Annotated in this window: 13 protein-coding genes; all 13 read right to left on the reverse strand. The window is 61.8% G+C overall.

What is annotated here, in order from left to right; all coding sequences use genetic code 11:
- Window positions 1–95 precede the first annotated feature (95 nt).
- The 13 genes from KSS96_RS25240 to KSS96_RS25300 all read right to left on the reverse strand — a co-directional run bounded on the left by KSS96_RS25240 (window position 96) and on the right by KSS96_RS25300 (window position 12,560).
- Window positions 96–1,016: a S66 peptidase family protein gene (locus tag KSS96_RS25240; RefSeq protein WP_017528933.1), complete on the reverse strand. Its 921-nt coding sequence runs from the start codon at window positions 1,014–1,016 to the stop codon at window positions 96–98.
- Window positions 1,017–1,163: 147 nt separating this feature from the next.
- The gene (lipA, locus tag KSS96_RS25245; protein ID WP_161979900.1) at window positions 1,164–2,165 is read right to left on the reverse strand and encodes a lipoyl synthase; all 1,002 of its coding nucleotides are present in this window, start codon (window positions 2,163–2,165) and stop codon (window positions 1,164–1,166) included.
- Window positions 2,166–2,191: 26 nt separating this feature from the next.
- Entirely contained in the window at window positions 2,192–2,839 is a 648-nt protein-coding gene (lipB, locus tag KSS96_RS25250) for a lipoyl(octanoyl) transferase LipB (protein WP_017528935.1), read from the reverse strand.
- Window positions 2,839–3,114, reverse strand: coding sequence for a DUF493 domain-containing protein (locus KSS96_RS25255; RefSeq protein ID WP_017528936.1), 276 nt, complete (start codon window positions 3,112–3,114; stop codon window positions 2,839–2,841). The genes lipB and KSS96_RS25255 overlap by 1 nt, the downstream gene beginning before the upstream one ends.
- Before the next feature lie 84 nt (window positions 3,115–3,198).
- Window positions 3,199–4,356, reverse strand: a complete 1,158-nt coding sequence (locus KSS96_RS25260; protein WP_137220292.1) for a D-alanyl-D-alanine carboxypeptidase family protein — start codon at window positions 4,354–4,356, stop codon at window positions 3,199–3,201.
- A gap of 178 nt (window positions 4,357–4,534) precedes the next feature.
- Window positions 4,535–5,533 (reverse strand): septal ring lytic transglycosylase RlpA family protein, encoded by a 999-nt coding sequence (locus KSS96_RS25265; protein WP_017528938.1) that lies wholly within the window; start codon window positions 5,531–5,533, stop codon window positions 4,535–4,537.
- Window positions 5,533–6,543, reverse strand: coding sequence for a lytic murein transglycosylase B (gene mltB / locus KSS96_RS25270; RefSeq protein WP_017528939.1), 1,011 nt, complete (start codon window positions 6,541–6,543; stop codon window positions 5,533–5,535). The genes KSS96_RS25265 and mltB overlap by 1 nt, the downstream gene beginning before the upstream one ends.
- Window positions 6,544–6,560: 17 nt before the next feature.
- A complete protein-coding gene (gene rodA / locus KSS96_RS25275) occupies window positions 6,561–7,664 on the reverse strand; it encodes a rod shape-determining protein RodA (RefSeq protein WP_050554003.1) in 1,104 nt (367 codons plus the stop codon).
- A gap of 31 nt (window positions 7,665–7,695) precedes the next feature.
- Window positions 7,696–9,594, reverse strand: a complete 1,899-nt coding sequence (gene mrdA / locus KSS96_RS25280; RefSeq protein ID WP_017528941.1) for a penicillin-binding protein 2 — start codon at window positions 9,592–9,594, stop codon at window positions 7,696–7,698.
- A gap of 15 nt (window positions 9,595–9,609) precedes the next feature.
- On the reverse strand, window positions 9,610–10,077 hold the full coding sequence (rlmH, locus tag KSS96_RS25285; RefSeq protein ID WP_003176297.1) for a 23S rRNA (pseudouridine(1915)-N(3))-methyltransferase RlmH: 468 nt from the start codon (window positions 10,075–10,077) through the stop codon (window positions 9,610–9,612).
- 9 nt (window positions 10,078–10,086) lie between these two features.
- Entirely contained in the window at window positions 10,087–10,581 is a 495-nt protein-coding gene (rsfS, locus tag KSS96_RS25290; protein ID WP_003176298.1) for a ribosome silencing factor, read from the reverse strand.
- Between the two features lie 69 nt (window positions 10,582–10,650).
- A complete protein-coding gene (nadD, locus tag KSS96_RS25295) occupies window positions 10,651–11,295 on the reverse strand; it encodes a nicotinate-nucleotide adenylyltransferase (protein WP_017528942.1) in 645 nt (214 codons plus the stop codon).
- On the reverse strand, window positions 11,295–12,560 hold the full coding sequence (locus KSS96_RS25300) for a glutamate-5-semialdehyde dehydrogenase (protein WP_017528943.1): 1,266 nt from the start codon (window positions 12,558–12,560) through the stop codon (window positions 11,295–11,297). The genes nadD and KSS96_RS25300 overlap by 1 nt, the downstream gene beginning before the upstream one ends.
- Between the last annotated feature and the right edge of the window lie 84 nt (window positions 12,561–12,644).

The raw sequence follows: 12,644 nt of genomic DNA on the forward strand, positions 1-12,644 counted from the left end.
GAGCAAGCCCCCTCCCACATTGACCGCATCCACAGTGCGCGCGTCCATGTGGCAGGGGGCTTGCCCCCGATGCGGTTCAGCAGTCAGCAACCGATTCAGGACCTCACGACCACGTCCTGCTCCAACACCACCCGCTGCTCCCCCGCATCCAACCGCACCTGCGCGCCCAGCGGCAACGTCAGGTTCGGATCACAATGCCCGCTGCGCCAGCCGGACAACACCGGAATGCGCAGCGGCGCGAAGGTCTGTTTCAGCAGCCGCTGCAACGCGGCGTTATCCACACCGGCAACATCGCCCACCAGCACACCGGCGATCTGAGCGAACTTGCCCGACAGGCGCAGATGCGTCAGCAAGCGGTCGATGCGGTAGATCGGCTCGTTAACGTCTTCGATAAACAGAATGATGCCTTCAGCGTCGATTTCGTAAGGCGTGCCCATGACGGCCGCAATCATCGACAAGTTGCCACCCAGCAAGCGCCCACAGGCGATGCCCGGCTCAAGGGTGGTCAACGGGTAGGCAACCGGGTGCGCGAGCACACTACCGGCGCCAAGGTCACCGCGTAGCAGGCTGAACAGGGATGACTCGGTGGGGGGCTGTTTGTTGCCCAGCAGATCGGCATTAAGCATCGGGCCGTGAAAGGTCACGAACCCGGCGTAGCGGTTGATCGCCAGGTGCAAGGCGGTGATGTCGCTGTAGCCCACCAATGGTTTGGGGTTGGCGCGCAGCAGGTCGAAATCCAACGCGTCGAGCAGCCGTGGCGTGCCGTAGCCACCACGCAGGCAGAAGATCGCATCGATATCGGGATTGGCGAAAGCGGCATGCAGGTCGCGCAGGCGCACTGCATCGCTGCCGGCAAGATACCCGTCGCGCTCGTAGACGCCAGGAAAGATATGCAGGTCGTAGCCGCGGGCGCGCATCCATTGCCCGGCCTTTTCAACGTCCAGCGCGGCGGGGCCGGCGGGCGCGATCAGTGCGATGGTGCCTTCAGCACGAAGGGCTGGAACGGCGGCGGTCATACACAACTCTCCCTAATTAACGCGCAACGAAATGTGGGAGGGGGCTTGTTCCCGATAGCGGTGTATCAGTGACAGATAAGTGCCTGACACCCTGCTATCGGGGGCAAGCCCCCTCCCACATTGGATCTGCGGTGTGGCACAGATTTTTTACGAAACCAGGCTCGCCTTGACCAGCTTGGCCTGTTCGTCGGCGTGGTACGAAGAACGCACCAGCGGGCCAGAAGCGACGTTCTTGAAGCCCATCTTGTAGCCTTCCTCGGCGAACCAGGCGAAGGTGTCCGGGTGCACGAAACGCTGCACCGGCAAGTGGCTGCGCGACGGTTGCAGGTACTGGCCCAGGGTCAGCATATCGATGTCGTGCTCGCGCATGCGCTTCATGACTTCGATGACTTCTTCGTCGGTTTCGCCCAGGCCCAGCATCAGCCCGGACTTGGTTGGGATGTGCGGCATCATCTGCTTGAATTTCTGCAGCAGGGTCAGCGACCACTGGTAGTCCGAACCCGGACGCGCGGCCTTGTACAGGCGCGGCACGGTTTCCAGGTTGTGGTTGAACACGTCCGGTGGCTCGGCGGCGGTGATTTCCAGCGCCACGTCCATACGGCCACGGTAGTCCGGGACCAGGGTTTCGAGCATCACGTTCGGCGACAGTTTGCGGATTTCGCGGATGCAGTCGGCAAAGTGCTGGGCACCGCCGTCGCGCAGGTCATCGCGGTCTACCGAGGTGATCACCACGTATTTGAGTTTGAGGTCGGCGATGGCGATGGCCAGGCTTTCTGGCTCGTTGACGTCCAGTGGCTTCGGCCGGCCGTGGCCGACATCACAGAACGGGCAACGACGCGTGCAGATATCACCCATGATCATGAAGGTCGCGGTGCCGCCGGAGAAGCACTCGCCGAGGTTCGGGCAGGACGCCTCTTCGCACACGCTGTGCAGCTTGTGTTTGCGCAGCAGCGCCTTGATACGGTCGACTTCCGGCGAAACCGGGATGCGCACGCGGATCCAGTCGGGTTTCTTCGGCAGTTCGGTGGTCGGAATGATCTTCACCGGGATGCGTGCAACCTTCTCGGCGCCGCGCAGCTTGACGCCGGCTTCCACCTTGGCACGCGGGGCCGCAGCCGGACGCTCGGTGACGTCCAGCGTCGGGATCATGGTTTGCACTGCATCAGTAGTCATAGTCAGTCGATTCCGCCCGTAAGGGTCGTCTGCTCAGCATAGTCGAGGTGTTTGACGAGCTGCGCGCGCAGCCGGGCACTTACCTCGGCAAATTTAATCGGTGTCGCGTGGTCGCTCAACTGTGTCATCGCCAACCCGGCATAGCCACACGGGTTGATCCGCCGGAACGGCGCCAGGTCCATGTCCACATTCAGGGCCAGGCCGTGAAAGGAACAACCGTGACGAATGCGCAGCCCCAGGGAGGCGATTTTCGCGCCGTCGACGTACACACCCGGTGCATCCGGCTTGGCCATGGCGGTCACGCCGTAACTGGCCAGCAGTTCAATCAGGCAAGCCTCCATGCGGCTCACCAGTTCACGCACACCAAAGCCCAGTTTGCGCACATCCAGCAACAGATAAGCGACAAGCTGACCGGGGCCATGGTAAGTCACTTGGCCACCTCGGTCGACCTGCACCACCGGAATATCGCCCGGAAGCAGCAGATGCTCGGCCTTGCCGGCCTGCCCCTGGGTGAACACCGCAGGGTGCTCCACCAACCAGATTTCATCGGGGGCCGACGTGCCGCGTTCATTGGTGAAGCGCTGCATGGCGTGCCAGACCGGCTCGTAAGCCATCTGGCCGAGCTCGCGAAAGCCCAGGACCTGTGACATCAAAGCACCATGTGCACGAAGCCGGTGGCCCGCAGTTCGCTGTTGATGTCGTAGAGCTGGTCTTGACCGGTCGCAACGATGTGCAACTGGATCGTGGTGTATTTACCGGTCGAGCTGGATCGCTCATCCACACGGTTATCGTTGATCGTGGCGTGTTTACGCACGATGTCGAGAATCTGGTCTTTGCGGCCCACACCGGTGTCGCTGATCACCTTGATAGGGTAATCGGTTACCGGGAATTCGATCTTTGGCGCCTTTACTTCTTTATCGGTCATGGCGTAACGGCCTCGTAAGCGTAAGCCGTGGCGACGGGCAAAGCCCCGTGTCGGATCAACACGGGGCTCTGCAGGTGCACACTATCAGTTGAACAAGCCGTAGAAGAATAGACGGATGCTATCCCACACGCGGCGGAAGATACCACCTTCGTCGACGGCGTCCAGCGCGATCAGGTCGGCGCTGTGCACAACCTTGTCGTCCAGCTTGACTTCGACTTTACCGATCACGTCGCCCTTGGCGATTGGCGCAACCAATTGCGGGTTCATGGTCATGCTGGCAGCGAGCTTTTTCAGCTGGCCTTTAGGCATGGTCAGGGTCAGGTCTTCGGCCAGGCCGGCCTTGACTTGCGAGGTGGCGCCTTTCCACACCGGCGCGCTCGCAAGCTCTGCACCCTTCTGGTAGAAGGTCTGGGTTTCGAAGAAGCGGAAACCGTAGGTCAGCAGTTTTTGCGTCTCGGCCGCACGGGCCTGCTCGCTGTTGGTGCCGAAGACTACGGCGATCAGGCGTTGGCCATCACGCACGGCGGACGACACCATGCAGTAGCCGGCTTCGTCGGTGTGGCCGGTTTTCAGACCATCGACGGTCTTGTCGCGCCACAGCAGCAGGTTGCGGTTAGGCTGTTTGATGTTGTTCCAGAAGAACTCTTTCTGGGAGTAGATCGCGTAATGCACCGGGTCGACACGAATGATCGCGCGGGCCAGGATCGCCATGTCGTGAGCCGACGAATAATGCTCAGGGTTCGGCAGGCCGGTCGGGTTCATGAAGTGGCTGTTGGTCATGCCCAGGTCGGCCACGGTTTTGTTCATCATGTCGGCGAACGCGTCTTCGCTGCCGGCGATGTGCTCGGCCAGGGCGACGCTGGCATCGTTACCCGACTGGATGATGATGCCGTGCAGCAGGTCACTCACGGTGACTTGCGAACCCACCTTGATGAACATCCGCGAACCGCCGGTACGCCAGGCGTTTTCGCTGACGGTCACCGGGTCGTTTTCACCGATCTGGCCGCGACGGATTTCCAGGGTGGCAATGTAGGCGGTCATCAGCTTGGTCAGGCTGGCCGGCGGCAGGCGCTGGTCACCGTTGCTCTCGACCAACACGTTGCCGCTGGCGGCATCCATGAGCACCCAGGCCTTGGCGGCCAGTTGCGGTGAAGCCGGCACCATTTCAACCGCCCAGGCGGCGGGGGTGATGATCAGCGAAAGAAGCAGGCACGTGCGTTTGGCTAAGGTGGTGATGTTCATCCGTCTCTCGAAATTGCTTATGGAAACTTGCCCTCGCGGGCAAAACTTATTCAGACAGCCCGCTACCAGACTGTCACGTGTTCGGTTGCCCGCTCTCCCCTTGCCTTCGGGTTTTTATTGTTCAAAGAGCCAACAACCAGGGTTCGGGCACGCGCACGCGCCCGCACCATCAATCTTTTTATTCGGCGGTCACTACACTGGGTTGCCCCAGGTTGGCCAGGCGCACACTGTTCTGTACCTGGGCGACTTCGCTCGGCGAACCGATCGGCCCCATGCGCACGCGGTGCAGGGTCTGCTGGTTACGCACGATAGAGCTGATGAACACCGGGGCATTGACCATGCCGCTGAGCTTGGACCTTAACAGCTCTGCCGCATCCGGGTTGGCGAAAGCGCCGACCTGCAAGTACTGCCCACCCGCTGCCGAGGCACCCGGTGCCGCATGGGGCACAACCACCGTGTCCGGCGCGTGCTGCTGCGGTGGCGGCGTCCACTGCTCGATCTTGCCGGTCGACGCGGTCACCTGCGGCTGCGGGGTCTGCGGTTCGTTGAGCATCAACGGTGCCGGCTTGCCACGCTGGGCCCAATACTGCGCCGGGTCGATACCTTCGACCTTGACCCGCGCGGTACCGGTTTCGGCATAGCCGAGTTTCTTCGCGGCAGCGTAGGACAAGTCGATGATGCGGTCCGAATAGAACGGCCCGCGGTCGTTGACCCGCAGGATCACCGTGCGGTTGTTGTCCAGGTTGGTCACCCGTACGTAGCTGGGCAGCGGCAGCGTCTTATGCGCCGCGCTCATGCCATACAGGTCATACACTTCACCGTTGGCGGTGTTCTGGCCATGGAACTTGGTGCCATACCAGGACGCCGTGCCCGATTGCACGTAGGTCTTGGAATCCTGCAACGGGAAATAGGACTTGCCCAACACCGTATAAGGGTTGGCCTTATAGGGGCCGGTGTGCAGGGTCGGGGTGGCATCCGGGATTTTCGACACGTCGACATCCCACCACGGCGCGCCGTCTTTGTGCGCGCGGTTGATGTCCAGGCCCGGCTGTGAACGCACTGCCGTGCCGCCGGACTTCTGCGTCGGCGCCCGGCTGGTGGAGCAACTGACGACCAGCAGGGACAACGCGGCGAACGCCACCAGCTTGAGCGGTTGATTGAACAGCGATGCCCGCATTACTTGTTGCCCCGTGCTTGGATAAGCATGTCTGACAGCTGATGCACCGCCATGGCGTACATCACACTGCGGTTATAACGCGTGATTGCGTAAAAATTCTTCAGGCCCATCCAGTATTCAGGGCCATTTTCGCCTTCCAGGCGGAACGCCGTGACCGGCATGTCATCGCGTGGCGCATTCTGACTCGACCAGCCCAGCGCCCGCAACTCCCCGACCGTCTTGGCCGGTTCGATACCCTGGGTCAGCCCTTCATCGGCGCGGTCCCCGGTCACCTCGGCGCGGATCACGACCGGCTCGCCGGCGACCCAACCGTGGCGCTTGAAGTAGCTGGCCACGCTGCCGATGGCGTCGTCAGGGTTGCTCCAGATATTGATATGGCCGTCGCCGTCAAAATCCACCGCATAGGCGCGAAAGCTGCTCGGCATGAACTGCGGCAAGCCCATCGCACCGGCGTAGGAACCCTTGAGGGTCAGTGGGTCGAGTTGCTCTTCGCGGGCCAACAGCAGGAACTCGCGCAGTTCCTTGCGAAAGAAGTCGGCGCGCGGCGGGTAGTCGAAGCCCAGGGTCGACAAGGCGTCGATCACCCGGTAACTGCCGGTATTGCGCCCGTAAAAGGTTTCGATGCCGATGATCGCGACAATCACCTGGGCTGGCACGCCATATTCCTGCTCGGCGCGGGCCAGCACGGCCTCATGCTGGCGCCAGAAGTCCACACCCCGGGCCACACGGGCGTCGGTGAGGAACATCGGGCGATATTCTTTCCACTGCTTCACGCGCTCGGCGGGACGGGAAATGGCATCCAGGATCGCCTGCTTTTTCTGGGCTTCGCGGAACACGCCCATCAGTTGTTCACCGGCGAAACCGTAGTCGCGGGTCATTTCACCGACAAATTCGGCGACCTGGGGTGAACCATCGTAGTCACCGGCCAGCGCCTCTTGCGTTGCGCCCAGCAGCCCAATCAGGCTCATCCAGGACGCATGCCGAGTCGCCCAGCCGCGCATTACTTGCATTGACATCTTCACCTTATTCAAACCTGCGCGATCCACTTGCGATGCGTGTGAATCGACATCAAAACCCCAAACGCTGACAGCAATGTCACCAGCGAAGTTCCGCCGTAGCTAATGAACGGCAACGGCACCCCAACCACCGGCAACAGGCCACTGACCATACCGATGTTGACGAAAACGTAAACAAAAAAAGTCATGGTCAGGCTGCCGGCGAGCAATTTGCCGAACAGCGTCTGCGCCTGGGCGGTAATGACCAGGCCCCGCCCGATCAGCAGCAAATAGATCAGCAACAACGCGCAAATGCCCACCAGGCCGAACTCTTCGCCCAGCACCGCAATAATGAAGTCGGTGTGGCTTTCGGGCAAAAAGTCCAAATGGGATTGGGTGCCCAGTAACCAGCCCTTACCAAATACTCCGCCAGAACCAATGGCGGCCTTGGATTGGATAATGTTCCAGCCGGTACCCAGCGGGTCGCTTTCCGGGTCGAGGAAGGTGAGGATCCGCTGCTTCTGGTAGTCGTGCATGAAAAAGAACCACATGGCCACCGCCACAGGTACCGCGGCGGCCAGCACGCTGAGGATCCAGCGCCAACGCAGCCCACCCATAAACAGTACGAACGCACCACCGGCCAGGATCAGCAGCGAGGTGCCGAGGTCCGGCTGACGCACAATCAGCACAAAGGGAACGCCGATCAGGATCAGGCTGATACCCACGTGCTTGAGCTGCGGCGGTAGTGTGCGCTTGGACAAATACCAGGCAATAGTGGCCGGCATCAGGATCTTCATGAATTCCGACGGCTGGAAGCGAATCACCCCTGGAATGTTGATCCAGCGGGTCGCCCCCATCGCGTTGTGGCCCATGACATCCACCACCACCAGCAGCAACACGCCGGCGACATACCCCAGCGGCACCCAACGCGCCATAAAGCGCGGCTCCAACTGGGCGATGACCACCATCGACAACAGGCCAAGGCCAAACGAGGACGCTTGCTTGATCAGCAGGTCCCAGTTTTTACCACTGGCCGAATACAGCACGAACAGGCTGCCGGCGGCCAGGGTCAGCAGCAGGATCAACAACGGGCCATCAATGTGCATGCGCTGCAGCAACGTCGCGCGGCGACGCATCACGTCTTCGCTGGAGAGGATGCGGTCAAAATTACTCTTCACTGGCCGTAACCTCGGGGGTTGAAGGGGGGCCGCCATATTCGGGCTTGAGCCTGCCGTCGGGGCCCAGCAGCCAGGCGTCCATCACCTGGCGCACCACGGGCGCGGCGACGCCGGAGCCGGACTCGCCGTTTTCCACCATCACCGCCACGACGATTTTAGGGTCGTCCGCCGGGGCAAAGCCGACAAACAACGCGTGGTCGCGGTGGCGTTCCTGGACCTTGGAGCGGTCGTATTTCTCGCCCTGCTTGATCGCAACCACCTGGGCCGTACCACTCTTGCCGGCAATGCGGTATTGCGCGCCGATCGCCGCTTTGCGCGCGGTACCACGGGCACCGTGCATCACTTGCTGCATGCCATGGTTGACCTTGGTCCAGTCGGACGGGTCACGCAGCACGATGTCCGGAATCGGATTGTCATCCACCGGCTTTTCGCCTTCGATGGTCTTGGCCAGGTGCGGTCGATTCCAGATGCCTTTGTTGGCCACCAGCGCGGTCGCCTGGGCCAGTTGCAATGGCGTTGCCTGCATATAGCCCTGGCCAATCCCGAGGATCAGCGTTTCACCGGGGAACCACGCCTGACGTCGGGTGGCACGCTTCCATTCCCGCGATGGCATCAGTCCGGGGGACTCTTCGAACATATCCAGGGAAACTTTCTGACCAAGGCCGAACTTGCCCATGTAGGCAGACAGACGATCGATCCCCAGCTTGTGGGCCAGGTCGTAGAAATAGGTGTCGTTGGACCGCATGATTGCCGTATCCAAATCGACATAGCCGTCACCGGTGCGGTTCCAGTTACGGTATTTGTGATCATAGTTGGGCAGCATGTAATAGCCGGGGTCATAGACCCGGCTCGATGCGGTCACCACACCGGCATCCAGGCCGGCAATCGCCACGGCCGGCTTGATGGTCGAGCCGGGCGGGTAGAGGCCGCGCAGCACGCGGTTGAACAATGGCCGGTCGATGGAATCGCGCAACTCGGCGTACGCCTTGAAGCTGATCCCGGTGACAAACAGGTTGGGGTCGAAACTCGGCTGGCTGACCATGGCCAGCACTTCACCCGTCTTCGGGTCCAGCGCCACCACGGCGCCGCGCCGACCGCCCAGAGCCATCTCGGCCGCTTCCTGCAACTTGATGTCCAGGCTCAGCACAATGTCTTTGCCGGGCACCGGATCGGTGCGCTTGAGCACGCGCAATACGCGGCCGCGGGCGTTGGTCTCGACTTCTTCGTAACCCACCTGGCCGTGCAGCTCGGGCTCGTAGAAACGCTCGATGCCGGTCTTGCCGATATGATGGGTGCCGCTGTAATTGACGGGGTCGAGGCTTTTGAGCTCTTTTTCGTTGATGCGCCCCATATAGCCGACCGAGTGGGCAAAATGCGGCCCTTGCGGGTAGTGGCGCACCAACTGCGCCACCACTTCCACACCCGGCAGGCGGAACTGGTTGACCGCGATACGTGCGATCTGCTCTTCGGTCAGCTCGAACAGGATCGGCACCGGCTCGAATGGCCGCCGCCCCTGCTTCATGCGTTTTTCGAAGACCACTCGATCTTCCGGGGTCAACTGCAGCACCTCGACAATCACATCGAGTACCTGCTGCCAATCGCCGGAGCGTTCGCGGGTCATGCTCAGGCTGAAACTGGGCCGGTTATCCGCGACCACCACGCCGTTGCGGTCGAAGATCAACCCACGGGTCGGTGGAATCGGTTGCACATGCACCCGATTGTTTTCCGACAGCGTGGAGTGATAGTCGTACTGGACCACTTGCAGGAAATACAGGCGGGCGATCAGCACCCCAATCAACGCCACCACCATGATCGCGCCAAACACCACGCGCGCACGTACAAGACGTGCGTCTTTCTCATGGTCCTTGATGCGGATCGGCTGGGTCATCGGGAGGGGCGCAGATTATTTGTGGTAAGGGTGCCCGGACAGAACTGTCCAGGCGCGATACAGCTGTTCACCGATCAGAATCCTTACCAACGGGTGCGGCAGCGTCAGCGCCGAGAGCGACCAGCGCTGATCCGCCCGCGCGCACACTTCCGGCGCCAGCCCCTCGGGGCCACCGACCATGAAGTTGACCGTGCGCGAATCCAGGCGCCAGCGATCCAGTTCCACCGCCAGTTGCTCGGTGCTCCAGGGCTTGCCGTGCACTTCGAGGGTGACGATGCGCTCGTTGGGGCCGACCTTGGCCAGCATGGCTTCGCCTTCCTGGCGGATAAAACGCGCCACGTCGGCATTCTTGCCCCGGGTATTGAGCGGTATTTCCACCAGCTCAAGCGACAGCTCGGCGGGCAGACGCTTGGCATACTCGTGCCAGCCTTCTTCCACCCACTTGGGCATGCGTGAACCGACAGCGATCAGACGCAGGCGCACAGCCGTTCCTTATTCCTGGTCTTTGTTGAGCTTGTCGAAGTGTGCGTGGCCCACTTCCGGGCTGTGGTGCTTGCCATCGGCGGCACGGCTCTGCTCGGCGCCTTTCCACAGACGCTCCAGGTCGTAGAACTGGCGGGCGTTGGAGGTCATCATGTGAACGATCACGTCGTCCATGTCCAGCAACACCCAGTCGCTGTCGCCCTTGCCTTCTTCACCCAGTGGCTTGACGCCCTGGGCTTTGACGGCTTCGCGAACCTTGTCCAGCATCGCGCCGATCTGGCGGTTGGAGGTACCGGTGGCGATGATCATGAAGTCGGTGATGCTCTGCTTGTCGCGTACGTCCAGGACCTGGATGTCCTGGGCCTTCACGTCTTCCAGGGCGGCAACGGCGACTTTCACCAGCTCTTCGCCAGCCAGTTCCGGGCCAACATGGGCTTCGACCGGCAGCGGGGCGCTTTTGAAGGTGCCTTTGCGCTTAACTTTGCTTACGTCTTTGTTCGTCATATAAAACTCGTTTTGCTCGTATGTTCGGGCGCTCGCTGCACGACTGTTCGTGCGTTCAAGCGCGCCTTTTCAGTTCGACGCACGGTAAAGCCCGTGCGCATCGATGTAGGCCAGGACCGCGTCAGGCACCAGGAAACGTACCGACTTCCCGCTGGCCAGCAGTTGACGGATCTGGGTGGCAGACACCGCAAGCGGGGTTTGCCAGACGAATGCAATATTCCCGTTCGGCCCGGTCAGGGCCAAGGGGTCACTTACCGACCGCGCGGCCAGCAGGTTGCGCAAGGCATCCGGCGGTTCGCTGTCGGCATCCGGGCGTTGCAGCACCAGGATGTGGCAATGCTGGAGGAGTTCCTCCCAGCGATGCCAAGAGGGCAGGCCGCAAAATGCGTCCCAGCCCAAAAGCAGAAACAGCTGGTCATCCGCGGCCAACTCGGCGCGCATCAGTTCCAGGGTGTCGACAGTGTAGGACGGTTTATCGCGCTTGAGTTCACGATCGTCCACCACCAGCGGCGGTATGCCCTCTACGGCCAGGCGTACCATTTGCAAACGTTGTTGCGGTGACACTTGCGGCGTGTCGCGATGCGGCGGCCGGAAATTGGGGGTCAGGCGCAGCTCATCCAGCGCCAGGGCATCCGCGACTTCCAGGGCACTGCGCAAATGGCCGATGTGCACGGGGTCGAAAGTACCGCCGAGCAGCCCGATGCGTTTAGCCATCAAGTGCGCACATGACCGTCGCCAAACACCACGTACTTCTCGCTGGTCAGGCCTTCGAGGCCAACCGGGCCACGGGCGTGGAGCTTGTCGGTGGAAATACCGATCTCCGCCCCCAGGCCATACTCGAAGCCATCGGCAAAACGCGTCGAGGCGTTGACCATCACCGAAGCGGAATCCACTTCGTTGAGGAAACGTCGCGCATCGCTGAAATGCTCGGAAACAATGGCGTCGGTGTGCTTGGAACCGTACTTATTGATGTGTTCGATGGCTTGGTCCAGGTCGTCAACGATGCGGATCGACAGGATCGGCGCCGTGTATTCGGTGTACCAGTCCTGCTCGGTCGCCTCGATCACGTCCGCGCCCAACAGCGCACGGGTGCGCTCGCAGCCTCGCAACTCGACACCCTTATCGCGGTAGATGGCAGCCAGCGGCGGCAGCACGCGCTCGGCAATGCCGGCATGCACCAGCAGGGTTTCCATGGTGTTGCACGGCGCGTAGCGATGGGTCTTGGCGTTGTCGGCGATACGGATCGCCTTGTCGAGGTCGGCGGCGATGTCGATGAACACGTGGCATACACCGTCCAGGTGCTTGATGACAGGCACCTTGGCATCACGGCTGACACGCTCGATCAGGCTCTTGCCACCGCGCGGCACGATCACATCGACGTACTCCGGCATGGTGATCAGCGCCCCCACGGCGGCGCGGTCGGTGGTCTCGACCACTTGCACCACTTCGGCCGGCAACTCGGCCACGGCCAGGCCCTGCTGGATGCAGGCGGCAATGGCACGGTTGGAATTGATCGCCTCGGAGCCGCCACGCAGGATGGTGGCGTTGCCGGACTTGAGGCACAGGCTCGCGGCGTCGATGGTCACGTTCGGACGCGACTCATAGATGATACCGATCACGCCCAGGGGCACGCGCATCTTGCCGACCTGGATGCCGGACGGCAGGTAGCGCATATCGCGGATTTCACCGATGGGGTCAGGCAGCTTGGCCACCTGACGCAGGCCTTCGATCATGTCGTCGATACGTGCCGGCGTCAGTGCCAGGCGGTCCAGCAGGGCCGGCTCCAAGCCATTGGCGCGGCCGTTGGCCAGGTCCAGCTCGTTGGCGGCGGCGAGCTCGGAGCGCGAAGCATCCAGAGCATCGGCGGCCGCCAGCAAGGCGCGGTTCTTCTGCGCCGTGCTCGCACGGGCGATCAACCGCGAGGCCTGCCGGGCAGCGCGACCCAGGCGGGTCATGTAGTCAAGAACGGACTCAGTCATGGTCAGGGAGTCTTGGCAAAGAGGAAAGCGGCAGATTATAGCCGTGACGCCGCTCGACTGACAGCGGTGAGGGGCGGATGGTCG

The organism is Pseudomonas asgharzadehiana (genome assembly GCF_019139815.1).
Classification (GTDB): Bacteria; Pseudomonadota; Gammaproteobacteria; order Pseudomonadales; family Pseudomonadaceae; genus Aquipseudomonas; species Aquipseudomonas asgharzadehiana.